Origin of the sequence: Pseudomonas putida W15Oct28, assembly GCF_000708715.2 — a bacterium.
Classification (GTDB): Bacteria; Pseudomonadota; Gammaproteobacteria; order Pseudomonadales; family Pseudomonadaceae; genus Aquipseudomonas; species Aquipseudomonas putida_R.
This window is the reverse complement of record NZ_JENB01000009.1, coordinates 106265-125115: the sequence shown is the minus strand read 5'-3', so window position 1 is coordinate 125115 and position 18851 is coordinate 106265. Positions and strand designations below refer to the sequence as shown.

Annotated in this window: 15 protein-coding genes and 1 pseudogene; 10 read left to right on the top strand and 6 right to left on the bottom strand. The window is 63.7% G+C overall.

All coding sequences use genetic code 11. The annotated features are described in order from the left end of the window. Positions 1 to 8: 8 nt before the first annotated feature. On the bottom strand, positions 9 to 1001 hold the full coding sequence (locus tag AK81_RS08430; RefSeq protein WP_043198228.1) for an ArsR/SmtB family transcription factor: 993 nt from the start codon (positions 999 to 1001) through the stop codon (positions 9 to 11). Positions 1002 to 1228: 227 nt separating this feature from the next. On the opposite strand from AK81_RS08430, the gene tkt reads away from it, so the two are divergent. The 9 genes from tkt to AK81_RS08385 all read left to right on the top strand — a co-directional run bounded on the left by tkt (position 1229) and on the right by AK81_RS08385 (position 10771). Next, positions 1229 to 3226 (top strand): transketolase, encoded by a 1998-nt coding sequence (gene tkt / locus AK81_RS08425; RefSeq protein WP_043198226.1) that lies wholly within the window; start codon positions 1229 to 1231, stop codon positions 3224 to 3226. A 189-nt stretch (positions 3227 to 3415) separates the two neighbouring features. Beyond that, entirely contained in the window at positions 3416 to 4477 is a 1062-nt protein-coding gene (gene epd, locus AK81_RS08420; protein WP_043198225.1) for an erythrose-4-phosphate dehydrogenase, read from the top strand. Between the two features lie 12 nt (positions 4478 to 4489). Further along, entirely contained in the window at positions 4490 to 5653 is a 1164-nt protein-coding gene (locus AK81_RS08415; protein WP_043198222.1) for a phosphoglycerate kinase, read from the top strand. Next, positions 5653 to 5904, top strand: coding sequence for a hypothetical protein (locus AK81_RS08410; RefSeq protein ID WP_043198220.1), 252 nt, complete (start codon positions 5653 to 5655; stop codon positions 5902 to 5904). Before AK81_RS08415 ends, AK81_RS08410 begins: the two co-directional genes overlap by 1 nt. A 177-nt stretch (positions 5905 to 6081) precedes the next feature. After that, positions 6082 to 6411, top strand: coding sequence for an MliC family protein (locus AK81_RS08405; protein WP_043198218.1), 330 nt, complete (start codon positions 6082 to 6084; stop codon positions 6409 to 6411). 100 nt (positions 6412 to 6511) lie between these two features. Next, complete coding sequence (fba, locus tag AK81_RS08400; protein WP_016501943.1) at positions 6512 to 7576, top strand: class II fructose-bisphosphate aldolase; 1065 nt, start codon at positions 6512 to 6514, stop codon at positions 7574 to 7576. Positions 7577 to 7789: 213 nt separating this feature from the next. After that, positions 7790 to 9922, top strand: a complete 2133-nt coding sequence (locus AK81_RS08395) for a putative bifunctional diguanylate cyclase/phosphodiesterase (protein WP_043198215.1) — start codon at positions 7790 to 7792, stop codon at positions 9920 to 9922. 39 nt (positions 9923 to 9961) lie between these two features. Beyond that, complete coding sequence (locus AK81_RS08390) at positions 9962 to 10462, top strand: M48 metallopeptidase family protein (RefSeq protein ID WP_043198213.1); 501 nt, start codon at positions 9962 to 9964, stop codon at positions 10460 to 10462. A 12-nt stretch (positions 10463 to 10474) separates the two neighbouring features. Beyond that, positions 10475 to 10771: a winged helix-turn-helix domain-containing protein gene (locus AK81_RS08385; RefSeq protein ID WP_003249396.1), complete on the top strand. Its 297-nt coding sequence runs from the start codon at positions 10475 to 10477 to the stop codon at positions 10769 to 10771. Positions 10772 to 10885: 114 nt separating this feature from the next. Here the strand turns inward: AK81_RS08385 and AK81_RS08380 are convergent, their stop codons facing one another. Continuing rightward, positions 10886 to 11338 (bottom strand): GNAT family N-acetyltransferase, encoded by a 453-nt coding sequence (locus AK81_RS08380; protein WP_043198211.1) that lies wholly within the window; start codon positions 11336 to 11338, stop codon positions 10886 to 10888. 155 nt (positions 11339 to 11493) lie between these two features. Between AK81_RS08380 and AK81_RS08375 the strand changes: the two genes are divergently transcribed. Further along, positions 11494 to 12231: a substrate-binding periplasmic protein gene (locus AK81_RS08375; protein WP_043198209.1), complete on the top strand. Its 738-nt coding sequence runs from the start codon at positions 11494 to 11496 to the stop codon at positions 12229 to 12231. 130 nt (positions 12232 to 12361) lie between these two features. Here the strand turns inward: AK81_RS08375 and yccS are convergent, their stop codons facing one another. The 4 genes and pseudogenes from yccS to mdtD form a co-directional block, all read right to left on the bottom strand. Next, positions 12362 to 14545: a YccS family putative transporter gene (gene yccS, locus AK81_RS08370; RefSeq protein ID WP_043198207.1), complete on the bottom strand. Its 2184-nt coding sequence runs from the start codon at positions 14543 to 14545 to the stop codon at positions 12362 to 12364. 83 nt (positions 14546 to 14628) lie between these two features. Continuing rightward, entirely contained in the window at positions 14629 to 15810 is a 1182-nt protein-coding gene (locus tag AK81_RS08365) for an NAD(P)/FAD-dependent oxidoreductase (RefSeq protein ID WP_043198205.1), read from the bottom strand. 153 nt (positions 15811 to 15963) lie between these two features. After that, a pseudogene (gene dbpA / locus AK81_RS08360) lies at positions 15964 to 17212 on the bottom strand (ATP-dependent RNA helicase DbpA). Positions 17213 to 17325: 113 nt separating this feature from the next. Further along, the gene (gene mdtD, locus AK81_RS08355) at positions 17326 to 18753 is read right to left on the bottom strand and encodes a multidrug transporter subunit MdtD (protein WP_043198203.1); all 1428 of its coding nucleotides are present in this window, start codon (positions 18751 to 18753) and stop codon (positions 17326 to 17328) included. Positions 18754 to 18851: the final 98 nt, after the last annotated feature.

Here is an 18851-nt window from a genome sequence, read left to right as displayed (position 1 = left end):
CCTGAAATTTACCGATGGTGTATGTCGCCAGCCGTCCGCTGGAAATGGCGGACCTGGATCTGGAAACCGTTACGCAAGCCCACGTACAGGCTGTCCCCATGGGCCAGCCCGGCGGCGTTGGCCCAGCGGGCCAGGTCGTCCTGTTCAAAGCCAAGCCACAGGTCGCCGCAGGCGTCCCGCGCCCACCCCTGGTCATGGCTGCACAATTCGGTGACCAGCAGGCTGCCGCCTGCCTTCACCCGTTTGGCCAACTGGCACAAGGCCAGGGCCGGGTCGCTGAAATGGTGCAGTACCATGTTCAGCACAACGCAGTCGGCGGCCACATCCGTTGCACCCAGTGCATCGGCCAACTGCAGGTTCACGTTGTCGAGCCCCTCGCGCTGGCACACCTGGCGCGCCAGTTCGAGCATGGTCGGGCTGTTGTCCAGGGCGGTCACCTGGGCGAAGCGCCGGGCCAGGTCGGGGAGGAAGCCGCCGTCACCGGGGCCCACCTCCAGGGCGCTGGCGGTCGGGTCGAAATGCAGTTTGTCGAGCAGCGCCAGCAGGCTTTCGCGGTACTGCGGCAGGCCGGCTATCAAGTCTTGCTGGGCGCGAAACTTTTCTTCAACGCGCAAGAAGAAGTCCTGGCTGGTGGCCGCGCGGCGCTGTTGCACCTGGGCGATCCGCGCCTGCACATCGGGCGGCAGGACCAGGTCGTCGACTTCTTCGAGCAGCGCCGCATGCAGCCTACCACCCAGGCGCAGGCTGTCGGGCAGGGCGCGGCGATAGAAGATGGCATTGCCTTCGCGGCGGGTTGCCACCAGCTCGGCCTGGGCCAGCACCTTCAGGTGGTGGCTCATGCCCGACTGGCCGATGTCGAAGATCTGCGCCAGCTCCAGCACGCCGAACGAATCGTTGGCCAGTGCGCGCAAAACGTTCAGGCGCAGCGCGTCGCCACTGGCTTTGCACAGGGCGGCCAATGCTTCGCGTTGCTCGGGGATCGATTGCGCACGGAGGTTCATGGGGCGGCAGTCTAGACAGGCATCGATGCCCTAGCAAGGCCAATATCAAAAAGTTTTGATATTGGGTGATGGGCGGGACGCTTAACCCGGTTTTGCCCCGAATTGAATGCCAATCACAGGAAAATCCCCCGACTGCGACCATACGTCATTGCCCCAAACCCCCCAGTGGGCGAAAATGGCCGCCTTTTTTCGTAACACTACCTATTCAAGCCCCCAGGAGATCAGCGATGCCCAGCCGTCGTGAACGTGCCAACGCCATTCGTGCACTCAGCATGGATGCCGTGCAAAAGGCCAACAGCGGCCACCCAGGTGCCCCCATGGGCATGGCGGATATCGCCGAAGTGCTTTGGCGCGACTATCTGAAGCACAACCCGAGCAACCCTAACTTCGCCGACCGTGACCGCTTCGTGCTGTCCAACGGCCACGGCTCGATGCTGATCTACTCGCTGCTGCACCTGACCGGCTACGACGTCACCATCGATGACCTCAAATCGTTCCGCCAGCTGCACAGCCGCACCCCGGGCCACCCGGAGTTCGGCTACACCGCGGGTGTAGAGACCACCACCGGCCCGCTGGGCCAAGGCCTGGCCAACGCCGTGGGCTTTGCCCTGGCCGAAAAAGTGCTGGGCGCCCAGTTCAACCGTGACGGCCACAACGTTGTCGACCACAACACCTATGTGTTCCTGGGCGACGGCTGCATGATGGAAGGCATCTCCCACGAAGTCGCCTCGCTGGCCGGCACCCTGGGCCTGAACAAGCTGGTTGCCTTCTATGACGACAACGGCATCTCCATCGACGGTGAAGTGGAAGGCTGGTTCACCGACGACACGCCGAAGCGTTTCGAGTCCTACAACTGGCTGGTGATCCGCAACGTCAACGGCCACGACGCCGACGAGATCCGTACCGCCATCGAGACCGCCCGCAAGAGCGATCGCCCGACCCTGATCTGCTGCAAGACCATCATCGGTTTCGGTTCGCCGAACAAGCAGGGCAAGGAAGACTGCCACGGTGCTCCGCTGGGCAACGACGAAATCGCCCTGGCCCGCAAGGAACTGAACTGGAACCACGGTCCGTTCGAAGTCCCTGCCGACATCTACGCCGAGTGGGACGCCAAGCAAGCCGGTGCCAAGGCCGAAGCCGAATGGAACACGCGTTTCGACGCTTACGCTGCTGCCTTCCCGGAACTGGCCAGCGAGCTCAAGCGCCGCCTGAACGGCGAGCTGCCAGCCGACTTCGCAGAAAAAGCCGCTGCCTATATTGCTGAAGTCGCGGCCAAGGGCGAAACCATTGCCAGCCGCAAGGCCAGCCAGAACACCCTGAACGCCTTTGGCCCGCTGCTGCCGGAACTGCTGGGCGGCTCGGCCGACCTGGCCGGCTCCAACCTGACCCTGTGGAAAGGTTGCAAGGGCGTCAGCCATGAAGATGCCAACGGCAACTACATGTACTACGGCGTGCGCGAGTTCGGCATGACCGCCATCATGAACGGCGTTGCCCTGCACGGTGGCCTGGTGCCTTACGGCGCGACCTTCCTGATGTTCATGGAATACGCCCGCAACGCCGTGCGCATGTCTGCCCTGATGAAGCAACGTGTGATCCACGTCTACACCCACGACTCCATCGGCCTGGGCGAAGACGGCCCGACTCACCAGCCGATCGAGCAGCTGGCCAGCCTGCGCTGCACGCCGAACCTGGACACCTGGCGCCCGGCCGACGCCGTGGAATCCGCCGTGTCCTGGAAGCACGCCCTGGAGCGCAAGGACGGCCCATCGGCGCTGATCTTCTCGCGTCAGAACCTGCAGCACCAAGTGCGCAGCGATGCGCAGATCGCCGACATCGCCCGTGGCGGTTACGTGCTCAAGGACTGTGCTGGCGAGCCTGAGCTGATCCTGATCGCCACCGGTTCCGAAGTGGGCCTGGCCGTTCAGGCCTTCGACAAACTGACCGAGCAAGGCCGCAAGGTGCGCGTCGTGTCGATGCCGAGCACCAGCGTGTTCGACGCTCAGGACGCGGCCTACAAGCAGTCCGTGCTGCCGCTGGAAGTGGGTGCGCGCATCGCCATCGAAGCCGCCCATGCCGACTTCTGGTACAAGTACGTCGGCCTGGAAGGTCGTATCATTGGCATGACCACCTACGGTGAGTCGGCGCCAGCTCCGGCACTGTTCGAAGAGTTCGGCTTCACCCTGGAGAACATCCTGGGCACTGCCGAAGAGCTGCTGGAAGACTGATGTAACAATGGAGGGCAGTGACGCCCTCCAGGTCGTGCAAGGGGAGGGCTTCGCCCTCCATCGCGACGCAAGGCCGCTCCCACAGGTACGGCGCTGTTCAGATGACGGCGCGGTTCTTGTGGGAGCGGCCTTGTGTCGCGATGGCCGCAACGCGGCCCCAAAAGCCATCATGCGTTAGCGAGCCAACGAATGCCCCACTTGCGTCCCTACAAAGTTGCACTCAACGGTTATGGCCGCATCGGCCGCTGTGTCCTGCGCGCGCTGTTCGAGCGGGGGGCGAAGGCCGGTTTCGAGATCGTCGCGCTGAACGACCTGGCCGACCAGGCCAGCCTGGAATACCTGACACGCTTCGACTCCACCCATGGGCGTTTCCCCGGCGAGGTGAAGGTCGATGGCGACTGTCTGCATATCAATGGCGACTGCGTGAAGGTAATGCGCAGTGCCACCCCCGAAGGCATCGACTGGGCCTCGCTGGGTATCGACCTGGTACTGGAGTGCTCGGGTGCCTATAACACCCGTGCCGATGGCCAGCGCTTCCTCGACGCCGGCGCGCCGCGTGTGCTGTTCTCGCAGCCGATGGCCAGCGAGGCCGACGTTGACGCCACGGTGGTCTACGGCATCAACCAGGCCTGCCTGACCGGCAGCGAACGCCTGGTGTCCAATGCTTCGTGTACCACCAACTGTGGCGTGCCGCTGCTGCGTGTGCTGGACCAGGCGTTCGGCATCGAATACGTGCAGATCACCACCATCCACTCGGCGATGAACGACCAGCCGGTGATCGACGCCTACCACCACGAAGACCTGCGCCGCACGCGTTCGGCCTTCCAGTCGGTGATCCCGGTGTCCACTGGTCTGGCACGTGGCATCGAGCGCCTGCTCCCGGAACTTGCCGGGCGAATCCAGGCCAAAGCGGTACGTGTACCGACCGTCAACGTCTCGTGCCTGGACATCACTCTGCAGACCGCCCGCGACACCAGCGCGGCCGAGGTCAACCGGGTGCTGCGCGAGGCCGCGCTGGAAGGCCCGCTGAAAGGCTTGCTGGCCTATACCGAGCTGCCGCACGCCAGCTGTGATTTCAACCATGACCCGCATTCGGCGATTGTCGATGCCAGCCAGACCCGTGTTTCCGGCCCCCGCCTGGTGAACCTGCTGGCCTGGTTCGACAACGAATGGGGTTTTGCCAACCGTATGCTCGACGTTGCCGAACACTTTCTGCACGTCGTCCACCCAACCCGCAACAAACAGCCCTGAAGGACTGCATTCATGACCGTGTTGAAGATGACCGACCTCGACCTGCAAGGTAAGCGCGTACTGATCCGCGAAGACCTCAACGTGCCTGTGAAGGACGGTGTGGTAACCAGCGACGCGCGTATCCTGGCAGCGCTGCCGACCATCAAGCTGGCCCTGGAGAAGGGCGCGGCGGTAATGGTCTGCTCGCACCTGGGCCGGCCGACCGAAGGCGAATTCTCTGCCGAGAACAGCCTCAAGCCGGTTGCCGACTACCTGAGCAAGGCCCTGGGCCGTGACGTGCCGCTGGTTGCCGACTACCTGGACGGTGTCGCGGTACAGGCCGGCGAACTGGTGCTGTTCGAGAACGTGCGCTTCAACAAGGGCGAGAAAAAGAACGCCGACGAGCTGGCGCAGAAATACGCTGCCCTGTGCGACGTGTTCGTCATGGACGCTTTCGGCACCGCTCACCGCGCCGAAGGTTCGACCCATGGCGTGGCCAAGTTCGCCAAGGTTGCCGCTGCCGGCCCGCTGCTGGCGGCCGAGCTGGATGCCCTGGGCAAGGCGCTGAAAGCCCCGGCCAAGCCGATGGCGGCCATCGTTGCCGGCTCCAAGGTGTCCACCAAGCTGGATGTGCTCAACAGCCTGAGCGCCATCTGTGACCTGCTGATTGTCGGTGGTGGCATCGCCAACACCTTCCTGGCTGCTGCCGGCCACCCGGTGGGCAAGTCGCTGTACGAACCTGACCTGGTCGAGACCGCCAAGGCCATCGCCGCCAAGGTCAACGTACCGCTGCCAGTCGACGTGGTGGTTGCCAAGGAGTTCGCCGAAACTGCCGAAGCCACCGTCAAGGCCATCGCCGACGTTGCTGCCGACGACATGATCCTGGACATCGGCCCGCAAACCGCGGCCAACTTCGCCGAGCTGCTGAAGTCGTCGAAGACCGTCCTGTGGAACGGCCCGGTCGGCGTGTTCGAGTTCGACCAGTTCGGCAACGGCACCAAGGTACTGGCCAAGGCCATCGCCGACAGCGCTGCGTTCTCCATCGCCGGTGGCGGTGACACCCTGGCAGCCATCGACAAATATGGCGTCAGCAAGGAAATCTCCTACATTTCTACCGGTGGTGGTGCCTTCCTCGAGTTCGTCGAGGGCAAGGTCCTGCCAGCGGTGGCAATCCTGGAAGAGCGGGCCAAGGCCTGATGACGTCGGCGCTTGGCAAAGGGAGTGGCCTGATGGTCAAGCAATTGCCTGTGATGATGCTGGCTGGCCTGCTGAGCGCCTGCTCTGGCAGCCCTGCCTCGGATGACGACCCGGCGCAGCCGCCCAAGGGCGGTTGCTACCAGTCCGAGTGGCAGGCCGAAACCGTGCCGGTCATCAGCAAGCGCGTGGGCCCGGAAGGCCTGGAAAAGTACGACGAAGACCACCAGCGCAAGGCGCCGGGTTGCCCTTGATCGGGTGGTAGGCAACCTGAAGGTTGATTTGTGGTCTTGAAGAAGGGGCCGCTGTGCGGCCCTTCGCGGGCTTGCCCGCTCCCACAGGTATAGTGTCACGTTCAAGAATGTGCGGTCTCTGTGGGAGCGGGCATGCCCGCGAAGGGCTGCAAAGCAGCCCCAAATCGAGGAAACTGAATGAAAGCGCTTTTGGCCGTAACGGCCCTGGCGACACTGGCAGGATGCTCACTGCTGCAGCCGGCGCAACCCGCCCCGGCAGACACCTGGACCCGTTGGGTCTGTGACACCCAGGCCGAAGTGCTGTGGCGCTTCGCCGATGCACAACGCGACCAGGTCGACGTACGCCTTGGCGGCGGTGACCAGGTCTACCGGCTCAAGTCCGAGCCGGGTGCATCGGGTGCGCTGTACAGCGATGGCATGCTGGCCTTCCACACCAAGGGCGAAGAAGGCCTGGTGTACTGGGTGGCAACCAACGATCTGATTGGGCGGGGCTGCAAGGCACCGTGACTGGCCGGGCCGCGTGAATGGCCCACACTACTTGAACAGCAACCGCCCCTGCGGCAGGCTTGCACGAAACAAACGACGCTTGTCGGGAGAGAGATACACAATGGCACTCATTAGCATGCGCCAGATGCTGGACCACGCCGCCGAGTTCGGTTACGGCGTACCAGCTTTCAACGTCAACAACCTTGAGCAGATGCGCGCCATCATGGAAGCGGCTGACAAGACCGACTCCCCGGTGATCGTCCAGGCTTCGGCCGGCGCCCGCAAATACGCCGGTGCCCCGTTCCTGCGTCACCTGATCCTGGCTGCCATCGAAGAATTCCCGCACATCCCGGTGTGCATGCACCAGGACCACGGCACCAGCCCTGACGTCTGCCAGCGCTCCATCCAGCTGGGCTTCAGCTCGGTGATGATGGACGGCTCGCTGGGTGAAGACGGCAAGACCCCGACCGACTACGAGTACAACGTCCGCGTTACCCAGCAGACCGTTGCCATGGCGCACGCTTGCGGCGTTTCGGTAGAAGGCGAGCTGGGCTGCCTGGGTTCGCTGGAAACCGGCATGGCCGGTGAAGAAGACGGTATCGGCGCCGAAGGCGTGCTGGACCACAGCCAGATGCTGACCGACCCGGAAGAAGCGGCCGACTTCGTCAAGAAGACCCAGGTCGACGCCCTGGCGATCGCCATCGGTACCAGCCACGGTGCCTACAAGTTCACCAAGCCACCTACCGGTGACGTGCTGGCCATCGACCGCATCAAGGAAATCCACAAGCGCATCCCCAACACCCACCTGGTGATGCACGGTTCTTCCTCGGTACCGCAAGAGTGGCTGGCGATCATCAACCAGTACGGCGGCGACATCAAGGAAACCTACGGCGTACCGGTCGAAGAGATCGTTGAAGGCATCAAGCACGGCGTGCGCAAGGTCAACATCGACACCGACCTGCGTCTGGCTTCCACCGGTGCAATGCGTCGCCTGATGGCGCAGAACCCGAGCGAGTTCGACCCACGCAAGTTCTTCGGTGAAACCGTAAAAGCCATGCGTGACGTGTGCATCGCCCGTTACGAAGCCTTCGGCACTGCTGGTAATGCCTCGAAGATCAAGCCGATCTCCCTGGAAGGCATGTACCAGCGCTACCTGAAAGGTGAGCTGGCCGCCAAGGTCAACTGATCGACTGGCAGCCGTAAAAAACCCGCAGTGATGCGGGTTTTTTTATGGGCGACAAAAAGCCGGAGCATAAATCCGGCAGACCGACCGTTAGTCGGCTACCGTACAGTTGAACCGCTGATAGCGTTCTGATTGCATTGCGTGTTACCACCTCAGGTCTAGAGTACTAATGGATCCAACCGTATTTTGAAGTCGGTCACATAATCGAGAAGCAGCATGGATGGCGCTCAAGCTCAAGTTCAACTACAGCCACTGGATGGCAGCTCGGTTCTTCTGGTGGTGGATGACTACCCGGAGAACCTCATCAGCATGCGGGCGTTGCTGGCCCGGCAGGATTGGCAAGTGTTGACCGCAAGCTCGGGGACGGAAGCCTTGAGTGCGTTGCTCGAACATGATGTCGACCTGGTCTTGCTGGATGTACAGATGCCGGAGATGGATGGTTTCGAAGTCGCCCGGCTGATGCGTGGCAGCCAGCGCACCCGGCTGACACCGATCATATTCCTCACCGCCAACGAACAGTCCGAAGCCGCCGTGCTCAAAGGGTACGCCAGCGGCGCTGTAGACTACATGTTCAAACCGTTCGACCCGCAAATTCTCAAGCCCAAGGTCCAGGCCTTGCTCGACCAGCAGCGCAACCGGCGCATGCTGCAACGCCTGACGCGCGAGCTGGAAGTGGCAAGGGCGTTCAATGCGTCGATCCTGGAGAATGCTGCCGAAGGCATCCTGGTGGTGGATGCCCAGGGCATCATCAGTTTTGCCAACCCGGCCATTTCACGCTTGCTGTCTGCCCCGGTGCAGCAACTGCAGGGCGTGCACCTGCTCGACCTGGTGCAACTGGCCAGTGCCAGCCTGTGGGGTGAGTCGGATTTCTACCAGGCCTACCTGGGGCGGCGCATCTTCCGCGTGCATGATGCCCAGCTGCGTACCCTCGGTGGCGAACTGGTGCCGGTGGCGTTGTCCTGCGCACCGCTGCCGGCTGACCAGCAGGCCATGGTGGTCACCGTGCTCGACATGTCTGTGGTGCGCAACCTGCACCAGCAGCTGGAATACCAGGCCGTGACCGACCCGCTCACCGGCCTGCTCAACCGCCGTGGTTTCTACCAGGCTGCCGAAGGTGCGCTGCTGCGCAACGAGCGCTCGGAAAAGGCGCAGGCACTGATGTACATGGACCTGGATGGCTTCAAGCGCATCAACGACTCGTTGGGCCACGACACCGGTGACCGTGTGCTGCGCTGGGTGGGCGAGCAACTCAAGGACTGCCTGGGCAGCGAGGCCTTGCTGGCACGTATGGGGGGTGATGAATTCACGGCGCTTTTCGACAGCCTGCCGTATCCCGAACAGGCCGGGCGCTATGCCGAGCAACTGCTTGAGCGTATTTCGATCAGCCACCAGATCGAAGGCCTTGATGTATGCCTTGGGGTCAGCATCGGCATCGCCACCTACCCGGACTGCGGGGCGAATGTAGAGGGCCTGCTGCGCGCAGCCGATGCGGCGATGTATGCGGCCAAGCAGGCCGGGCGCCAGCAGTACCGTTTCTACGACCAGGAGCTCAACGGCCGGGCGCGTTCGCGGCTGATGCTGGAAGACAGTGTGCGCGCTGCCATCGAGCAGCAGGACTTCACCTTGGTGTACCAGCCGCAGGTGTCCTTCATTGATGGCCGACTGCGTGGCTTCGAGGCCTTGTTGCGCTGGCAGCACCCCAGCGTCGGCGACGTGCCGCCGGGGCTGTTCATTCCGTTGCTGGAAGAAGCCCGTCTGATCAACCGCCTGGCCAGCTGGATCTACCGCCAGGGGGCCGCCCAGCGCCAGGCCTGGTACGACCGCTTTCCCGCCGACCTTGTACTCGGCATCAGCCTGAGCCGCGCGCAGTTTGTCATGCCCGGCCTGGTCGAAGAGCTGCATCGGGTGATCCAGCTTTACCAGCTGGACCCGGCGCAGCTGGAGGTGGAAGTCGCGGAAACCTCGCTGATGTACAACATTGATGCGGCCGTCAAACAGATACACCGCTTGCGCGAGCTGGGGGTAAGGGTGGCCCTGGACGATTTTGGCGCAGGCGACTGCTCGTTGCGCATGCTGCGTGACTTGCCGATCGACACCTTGAAGCTCGACCGCCACCTGGTGGCGCGCTTGCCCGATTCGGCGGTGGATGCTGCACTGGTCCGCAGCGTCATCGGCCTGTGCGCCGACTACGGCATCACGGTGATCGCCGAGGGTGTGGAAACCCCGGCCCAGGCGGCTTGGTTGAAGGCCAATGGTTGCGAATACGTGCAGGGGTTCCTGGTGGCGTACCCGATGACTGCGGCGGATGCCAGCGGCTTCCCGGCGATTTTCTCCTGGCCCGGGCCTTGATTGGCTAGAATCGGCATTCGTTACGCCGAATGCAGCGCCATGACCGTACTACGTTATTTGCAAGCCTACCCCCCGCACCTGCAAGAGCAGGTGCGGCAGATGATCGACAGCGACCGCCTGGGCGAATACCTGCAGCGCCGCTACCCCGACCGCCATGACGTGCAAAGCGACAAGGCGCTGTACGGCTATGCCCAGGATCTGCGCCAGCAGTACCTGCGCAGTGCGCCGAACCTGGACAAGGTGCTGTTCGACAACCGCCTCGACCTGACCCATCGGGCCCTGGGCCTGAACACGGCGGTGTCGCGGGTACAGGGCGGTAAACTCAAGGCGAAGAAGGAAATCCGCATTGCCTCGCTGTTCAAGGAAGCTGCGCCGCAGTTCTTGCGCATGATCGTGGTGCACGAACTGGCGCACCTGCGCGAGCGCGATCACAACAAGGCGTTTTACCAGCTCTGCCAGCACATTGAGCCGGACTACCACCAACTGGAATTCGACCTGCGCGTCTACCTGACCTATCGGGAGCTGCCGGGCAACTGTTAAGGACTACGCAGCATGGAAGTGAGCAAGACCAAGAGCAGCTTCTACCGTCGCCTGTACGTGGCCTGGCTGATCGACAGCCAGACCGCGACCAGCGTGCCCGCCCTGATGGAGGCCACCGGCATGCCGCGGCGCACGGCCCAGGACACCATCGCCGCCCTGGCCGACCTGGACATCGTCTGCGAGTTCGAACAGCAGGAAGGTGCCCGCAACCACGCCGGGCATTACCGCATTCATGACTGGGGGGCGATCGACAAGCAGTGGATCATCCGCCACCTGCGCCAGATCCGCGAAGTGCTGGGTTACCCCTGAAGAATTTGGGGCTGCTGTGCAGCCCATCGCGACACAAGGCCGCTCCTACAAAACGCGATCTCTTGTAGGAGCGGCCTTGTGTCGCGATAGGGGTGCAAAGCACCCCCGGCAATGTCAGCCTTTACGCATCCCGATGTGCGCAATGCCGTCCTCCAGCGACTCTTCGCCCACCACCGCAAACCCATGGCGGGCATAAAACCCCTGCAAGTGCGCCTGCGCCGACAGGTAAACCGGCACCCCCGGCCAGCAATGCTCCGCCGCCTCAAGCCCCTTGAGCAGCAAGTGTTCTTCAAACGCCAGCTCGCGTGCTTCGGGTGAGGTCACCACCCGCCCGATCACTACATCCCCGCCCTGGGACTGCGGATCGAGCAGGCGCAGGTAGGCCACCAGCTGGTCATCCTGCCAGGCCATGAGGTGCAGGGTATCGTCAGTGAGATCCTGGCCATCGACGTCCTGATAGGCGTAGCGCTGCTCGACCACCAGCACTTGCGTGCGCAATTGCAGAATGGCGTAGAGCTGGTCCTTGCCGAGGTCGGTGTGGTGCTTGCAGATCCAGTCGACGGACATTGGCGCGAACTCCTTGAGTGGGCCTTCGATCATCGCATGGTGTATGCCCTTCGGCCAAAATAGAGGCTAAATGACACTATTGGCCGCTGCCCTCGGCAACGGCTTTGTGTAATCTCTTCGGCAGTGTGTGCCCCCCATTGCGAAAGGACTTGAGCATGCGGCCACTGCTTTGTGTTCTGGGATTACTGGCAATGCTGGTGGCAACGGCCGCCCCGGGTCACGACAAACTACGCCTGGTGGCTGACAGCTGGCCACCGTTCACAGATGCCAACATGCCGGGCGGCGGCCTGGCGACCAGCATCGTCACCACGGCGCTGGCCCGTGCCGGCTACACCAGCGGCTATGAAGAGGCGCCCTGGGCGCGGGCGTTGCTGGGGGTAAGTGAGGGGCGCTACGACGTACTGATCAATGCCTGGTACAACGACACACGCGCCAACATCGGGCAGTTTTCCAACGCCTACCTGACTAACCGCATTCGCCTGCTGCAACGCAAGGGCGAAGCGTTCCATTACAAAGGCCAGTCGGACCTGTACCCCTACAGCATCGCCGTGGTGCGTGATTACGCCTATTCACCGGAGTTTGACGGCGATACCCGCCTGCACAAGGTGCCGGTGCGCAACTTTTCGTCGGCGGTACGCATGCTGGCGGCAGGGCGGGTGAACCTGGCGGTGGAAGACGAGTATGTGGCCCGCTACAACCTGCAGCGTGAGCCGCAGGAGGTGCGCGATGGGGTGATGCTGGTGGAGCCGCCGCTGGGGGAGAACACCCTGCATATCCTGGTCAGCCTGAAGCACCCGGAGCATAAGCGCATCGTCGAGCGCTTCGAGCAGGCGATTGCGGCGATGAAGGCCGATGGCAGCTATGCCCGGCTGATGCGCCAGCATGGCTTCTGATCTTTATCACCTGTGCCGGCCTCTTCGCGGGCAAGCCCGCTCCCACAGGTAATGTGCAAGTCTTGAATCCTGTGGTGGTCCTGTGGGAGCGGGCTTGCCCGCGAAGAGGCCAGCCCAGGCAACCCAAAAATCAGGCCGGCGCACCCTCCTTGATCAGGTGTGCCGCCAAGGTCCGCAACGGCCCCAACTGCCGGCAAATCAACGCCAACTGTGTCTGCACCAGCCGCTGATGCTCATCCAGCTCTTCCGGCATCTGTTCCAGGGCATTGGCCAGCGCCTCTTCGGCATCGCTGTGAATCGCCACCGGTAGCCGTGCGGCCAAGCCGTTGGCAATCTCGTCCAGGCTGCTGGCCAGGCTTTGCCCGGCGCCCTCGATCAACTGCTCCTGCACCTCTGCCGGCAAGGCCGTGTCGCGGTGTGCGCCCAACCCGGAAAGGTAGCTGAGCAAGGTGTGCGACAGCACCAGGAAGCGGAAGCCGACGTCGGCCTCCTTACGGAAGTGCCCAGGCTCCATCAGCATGTTGGCCAGGGTAGTGGACAGCGCCGCGTCGGCGTTATGGGCATTGCGCCGGGCCAGGCGGTAGGCCAGGTCATCGCGTTTGCCATGGGCATACTGCTGCATGATCTGGCGCAGGTACACGCTGGCGCAGGCCAGGGTATTGGCCAGCGCCTTGTTCAACCGCCGCCCTTGCCAGTCCGGCAGGAACAGGAACACCGCCAGGATGGCGATCAGGCTGCCCACCAGGGTATCGAACAGGCGCGGCAGGAACAGCCCGTAGCCATCGCCGATCTGGTTGAAGCAGAACAGCACCATCAGGGTGATCGCGGCCGTGGCCAGGGTGTAGCGGGTGGTGCGGTTGACGAAGAACACCACCCCGGCGACCACGGCAAACAGCGACTGGATGACCGGGTTGGGGAACAGGTCGAACAACGCCCAGCCCACTGTCAGGCCGACGGCGGTGCCGAAGATTCGCTGCACCAGCTTGCGCCGGGTTGCACCGTAGTTGGGCTGGCACACGAACAGCGTGGTGAGGATGATCCAGTAGCCCTGGGTCGGGTGAATCAGGTGCACCATGCCGTAGCCGATCGACAGCGCCAGCGGCAGGCGCAGGGCATGGCGGAACAACAGCGAGGTTGGCGTGAGCTGGGTGCGCAGGCGCTTCCACACGTCCTTCAGCGAGCGTGGCGAGCGGTCGAGCAGGCTGCTGTCGCTGGCATCGGCCAGGCTGTCCGGGTTGCTGGCGGCACTTAGCAGGCGGTCCAGCGTTGCCAGGTTGGCGGCCAGTGCCCGCAGCGAACGCAACAGGCTGCGCCAGGCCGGGTTGCTCTGCATGCGCAGGTGCTCAAGCGAAGCGTTGAGGTCTTCGAGGGCTTCTGGATAACCGCTGGCCAGCACGAACGGTTGGCGCAGGCGGATCGAGCGGGCCAGCTCCTGGCAGGACGAGCCTTGTTTACGCAGCAGGCGCTGGCAGCGGAACATCACGTCGCTGTGGAAAAACGCCTCGGTCAGGCCGTTGTAGGGGTAGTGCGAGGCACTGACTCGCTCATGGATATCCTGGGCCAGGAAGTACAGCTTGAGGTAGCGGCTAACCTTTGAGTTCGGCTGGCTGTTGCCCACCCGGTGCAGGATGATTTCCTTGGCTGCGTTGAGCGCCGCCACTACCTTGCCGTTCTGCTGGGCCAGCTCCAGGCGCCGGGCCTCGACGTCGAGGGTGCGGATGGGCTCGAACAGGCTGGCCTTGAGCTTGAGGTAGCTGCCCAGTTCGAAGAACAGCTTGGCCAGGCTCTGCTGCACCGGCTGGTTGGAGAACAGCGCCTGCCACAGCACCGATAGCAGCCCGTACCAGGCTGCACCGGCCACCAGCAGCAGCGGCTCGTGCCAGAAGTCCGTCACTTGGCCACCGCGCTGGTCCACACCGATCATGGTGTACACCGCCGTGATCAGTGTCGCCGAGGCAATCGCACCATAGCGTTCGCCCAAGGCGCCCAGCATGGTCAGGCCGAACGCCGCCAAAGCCAGGGCGACGGCGAAGATCCAGGGGTAGGGGAACAGTAACTCGACCGCCAGCGCAGCGATGGCGAAACACACCAAGGTAACGGCCAGGGCGCTGAGGCGGCCCTGCCAGCTGTCGTCGGTTTCGGCCAGGGCGCTGGCGATGATGCCAAGGAACAGCGGAATCAGCAGGGCCATCTCGTTCTGGTACCAGCACAGGGCCAGGCTGCCGGTGAGGGCGATGGTGACCCGGATGCTGTAGCTGAACTTGTCTTGGCCCCACAGGCGACGCAGTGACTGACGGAACGAGCTCGATGACATGATGGCCTGCTAGGCAGTGAGCGAAGAATGCATTGCAGCACGGGCCAGCAAGAAGCGTTCCGTGCTGCTGAATGGATTCTACTCTACACGAACTGCGCCGCGGCGTTGGCCGATGCCCAGGCCCACTGGAAGTTGAAACCGCCCAGGTGGCCGGTGACATCCAGCACTTCCCCGATGAAGTACAGCCCGGGGCTTTTCAGCGATTCCATGGTCTTGGACGACACTTCGCGGGTGTCCACGCCGCCCAGGGTCACTTCGGCGGTGCGGTAGCCTTCGGTGCCGGCCGGCACCACTTGCCAGTTCGCCAGTTTTTCGGCGATTTGCGCCAGCTCCGCCGGGGTGTACTGCTTCATCGGCCTGGACTCGAACCATTGCTCGGCCAGCAGGTTGGCCAGCTTGCGGGTGAATACCTCGCCCAGCACGGTCTTCAGTTCGGCGTTGGCACGTTCGGCCTGCATCTGTTGCAGCCAGGTGAGCGCATCGCGGTCGGGCAGCAGGTTGATTTCGACCGTGTCACCGGCTTCCCAGAACGAGGAAATCTGCAAGATCGCCGGGCCGCTCAGGCCGCGGTGGGTGAACAGCAGGTTCTCGCGGAAGCTGGTGCCGTTGCAGCTGGCAGTGCAGTCCAGCGAGGTGCCGGACAACTCGGTGCACAGTGCCTTGAGTTGGGGCTCTGTGATGGTGAACGGCACCAGCCCGGCGCGGGTCGGCAGCAGGGTATGGCCAAACTGGCGCGCCACCTGGTAGCCGAAACCGGTCGCGCCCAGGGTCGGGATCGACAGGCCGCCGGTAGCGATCACCAGCGACTGGCAGGCGAATTGGCCGCCGCTGGTCTGCAACAGGTAGCCGTTTTCTGTCTTTTCGATCTGTTCGATGCTGGTGTGCATGCGGATCTCGGCGCCGGCCTCGTCGCATTCGGCCAGCAGCATGTCGAGGATGTCGCTGGCCTTGTTGTCGCAGAACAGCTGGCCGAGCTTTTTCTCGTGGTAGGCCACGCCGTGCTTGCACACCAGCTCGATGAAGTCCCACTGGGTGTAGCGGGCCAGGGCCGACTTGCAGAAGTGCGCGTTGTGCGAGAGGAAGTTGGCGGGCTCGGTATACATGTTGGTGAAGTTGCAACGCCCGCCGCCGGACATGAGGATCTTCTTGCCCGGCTTGTTGGCGTGGTCGAGCAGCAGAACGCGGCGGCCACGGCGGGCGCTGAGCTGGGCGCACATCAGGCCGGCGGCGCCGGCGCCGAGGATGATCACGTCGGTGGAGTGCACGATGTTACCTCTTCAGAATTGCCGGGGCTGCTTTGCAGCCCTTTCGCGACACAAGGCCGCTCCTACAGGGATTGCACAAAGTCTGAAATTTGCGCAATACCCTGTGGGAGCGGCCTTGTGTCGCGAAAGGGCCGCAAAGCGGCCCCAAATAGATCAGATGATGCGGACTTTCAGGGCGCGGCCCTTGATCTTGCCGCTGTTCAGCCGCTGCATGGCCTGCTTGGCCAGTGCGCGCTCCACGGCAACAAATGCCTGGAAGTCGAAGATGGCGATTTTGCCCACCTGCTTGCCCGGGATGCCGGCATCACCGGTCAGTGCCCCCAGGATGTCACCAGGGCGCAGTTTGTCCTTGCGGCCAGCGGCAATGCACAGCGTGGTCATCACCGGCAGCAGTGGTTCGCCGCCCTTGTTCCTTTCCCGCCACACCTTTCTCGCCGGCACGGCCAGTACGGCCCACGCGGTGCACGTGGATTTCGGCATCACGCGCCAGTTCCACGTTGATGACCATGTCCAGGCCATCGATATCCAGGCCGCGCGCGGCCACGTCGGTGGCCACCAGCACCGAGCTGCTGCGGTTGGCGAACATGGCCAGTACCTGGTCGCGGTCGCGCTGCTCCAGGTCACCGTGCAGGGCCTGGGCAACGATACCCTTGGCAGTCAGGTGGGCAACCACGTCCTCGCACTGCTGCTTGGTGAAGCAGAACGCCACGCAGGACTGCGGGCGGTAGTGGCCTAGCACGCGGGTGACGGCTTCCAGGCGGTGCTGCGGGTCGATCTCGATGAAGCTCTGTTCGATCTGGCTGTCGGTGTGCAGGCTCTCGACCTTGACCTGTTGCGGGTTACGCATGAAGTCGGCGGCCAGTTGCTTGATGCCGGACGGGTAGGTGGCGGAGAACAGCAGGGTCTGGCGGCGCGACGGGGTCTTGCCGATGATGCTGGCGATTGCGTCGAAGAAGCCCATGTCGAGCATGCGGTCGGCTTCATCCAGCACCAGCGTGTTCAGGCCGTCGAGCACCAGGGTGCCTTTGTCCAGGTGCTGCTGGATGCGCCCCGGGGTGCCGACGATGATGTGCGCGCCGTGCTCCAGCGAAGCGATCTGCGGGCCCAGCGAAACGCCACCGCACAGGGTGAGGATCTTGATGTTGTCCTCGGCGCGGGCCAGGCGGCGCAGCTCCTTGGCCACCTGGTCGGCAAGCTCGCGGGTAGGGCACAGCACCAGGGCCTGGCAGCCGAAGTAGCGCGGGTTGATCGGGTTCAGCAGGCCGATGCCGAAGGCGGCGGTCTTGCCGCTGCCGGTCTTGGCTTGGGCAATCAGGTCCAGGCCTTTGAGGATGACCGGCAGGCTCTGGGCCTGGATCGGCGTCATCGAGGCATAGCCGAGGGCGTCCAGGTTCGCCAGCATGGCGGCGGACAACGGCAGTTTGGCAAAGGCGGTGGATTCGGTGGTCACGAGGCGGGCCTGCGTTGCGAAAGCGAAAAATGCCGCACAGTCTACCAGCCTCGTGGCCATTCGCCCTAAGGTTCCATGTGTTGTTCCGGACGACGGGCACGCCTTCCGTCCGTCGGCGCCAGTTGCAGGAAGATTGCCGCCGCCAGCATGGCCATTATGCCGATGGTGACAAACGTCAGCTGGAAGGCGCCCAAGGTGCTCTCAACGCCCTCGGCGCTGCCGGCTGCGGTAAAACCTCCAAGCAAGGCGCCGGCACAGGCCACACCCAGGCTCAGCGCCAACTGCGCGACCACCGACAGCAGGCTGTTGCCGCTGCTGGCGCTGGCATCGTCGAGGTCGATGAGCGTAACCGTGTTCATCGCGGTGAACTGCATGGAGTTCACAGCCCCCAGAAGGCCAAGTTGCACCAACAGCAGCCAGTAGGGGGTCTGCTCGTCCACCAGCCCGAGGCTTGCCAGCAGGGCACCCAGCAGCAAGGTGTTACCGGTGAGAATGATGCGATAACCGAACCGTTCGATCAGCGGCCTTGCGACGGACTTGGCCAGCATGGCCGCTGCCGCCAGCGGGATCATGCTCATGCCGGCCTGGGCGGGTGAGTAGCCCAGCGCCACCTGCAGCAGCAACGGCACCAGGAACGGCAGGGCGCCGCTACCCAGGCGAGCGAACAGGTTGCCGAGGATGCCGATGGCGAAGGTGCGCACGCGGAACAGGCTGGGCGAGAACAGCGGCTCCGGGTCGCGCCCGGCACGCAGCCAGTAGGCGGCCAGGCAGGCCATGCCGGCGAACAGCAGCAACATTACCCGCAGGTGCGGCAGGTGCAACTCGCCCAGGCCTTCCATGGCAATGGTGATCAGCACCATCGCCGCGCCGAACAGCAGGAAACCAGGGCCGTCGAACGAGGTACGCTCGGCGCCGCGCAGGTCCGGGATGAACTTCCATACGGCAATGCAGCCGATCAGGCCGACCGGCAGGTTGAGCAGGAAGATCCAGTGCCAGCTGAGGATTTCCACCAGCCAGCCGCCGACGGTTGGGCCTAGCAATGGCCCGAGCAGGCCGGGGATGGTGATGAAGCTCATGATCCGCACCAGTTCGCTGCGCGGGTAGGCGCGCAGTACCACCAGCCGCCCGACCGGCAGCATCAGCGCACCGCCCAGGCCCTGCACGACGCGGGCGAAGATCAGGAAACCGAGGCTGTTGGCTGCTGCGCACAGCAGCGAACCGAAGCTGAACAGCAGGATGGCGCTGAAGAAGATGCGCTTGGTGCCGAAGCGGTCGGCGATCCAGCCCGAGGCGGGGATCAGCAAGGCCACGGTGAGCATGTAGGCGATGATCACACCCTGCATGCGCAGCGGGTCTTCGGCCAGCGAGCGGGCCATGGCCGGCAGCGCGGTGTTGAGGATGGTGCCGTCCAGGGACTGCATGAAGAAAGCGATGGCCACCACCCAGGGGATCCAGCGGGCGGTGACGGGGTCCAGCGGGGGGCGTTCGGGCATGACTTCCTCGTTTGTCAGTGCCGGCCTCTTCGCGGGTGAACCCGCTCCCACAGGAATATCACCACATTTGAGGGCAGTGGAGATCCTGTGGGAGCGGC

What these genes read in the sequence shown, in the direction of transcription:
- AK81_RS08405 (WP_043198218.1), top strand. Translation starts at nt 6,082, where the DNA reads ATGAAAGCGCTTTTGGCCGTAACGGCCCTGGCGACACTGGCAGGATGC.
- AK81_RS08395 (WP_043198215.1), top strand. Translation starts at nt 7,790, where the DNA reads ATGGATGGCGCTCAAGCTCAAGTTCAACTACAGCCACTGGATGGCAGC.
- AK81_RS08430 (WP_043198228.1), bottom strand. Translation starts at nt 1,001, where the DNA reads ATGAACCTCCGTGCGCAATCGATCCCCGAGCAACGCGAAGCATTGGCC.
- yccS (WP_043198207.1), bottom strand. Translation starts at nt 14,545, where the DNA reads ATGTCATCGAGCTCGTTCCGTCAGTCACTGCGTCGCCTGTGGGGCCAA.
- fba (WP_016501943.1), top strand. Translation starts at nt 6,512, where the DNA reads ATGGCACTCATTAGCATGCGCCAGATGCTGGACCACGCCGCCGAGTTC.
- mdtD (WP_043198203.1), bottom strand. Translation starts at nt 18,753, where the DNA reads ATGCCCGAACGCCCCCCGCTGGACCCCGTCACCGCCCGCTGGATCCCC.
- AK81_RS08410 (WP_043198220.1), top strand. Translation starts at nt 5,653, where the DNA reads ATGACGTCGGCGCTTGGCAAAGGGAGTGGCCTGATGGTCAAGCAATTG.
- AK81_RS08390 (WP_043198213.1), top strand. Translation starts at nt 9,962, where the DNA reads ATGACCGTACTACGTTATTTGCAAGCCTACCCCCCGCACCTGCAAGAG.
- AK81_RS08380 (WP_043198211.1), bottom strand. Translation starts at nt 11,338, where the DNA reads ATGTCCGTCGACTGGATCTGCAAGCACCACACCGACCTCGGCAAGGAC.
- epd (WP_043198225.1), top strand. Translation starts at nt 3,416, where the DNA reads ATGCCCCACTTGCGTCCCTACAAAGTTGCACTCAACGGTTATGGCCGC.
- AK81_RS08415 (WP_043198222.1), top strand. Translation starts at nt 4,490, where the DNA reads ATGACCGTGTTGAAGATGACCGACCTCGACCTGCAAGGTAAGCGCGTA.
- AK81_RS08385 (WP_003249396.1), top strand. Translation starts at nt 10,475, where the DNA reads ATGGAAGTGAGCAAGACCAAGAGCAGCTTCTACCGTCGCCTGTACGTG.
- tkt (WP_043198226.1), top strand. Translation starts at nt 1,229, where the DNA reads ATGCCCAGCCGTCGTGAACGTGCCAACGCCATTCGTGCACTCAGCATG.
- AK81_RS08375 (WP_043198209.1), top strand. Translation starts at nt 11,494, where the DNA reads ATGCGGCCACTGCTTTGTGTTCTGGGATTACTGGCAATGCTGGTGGCA.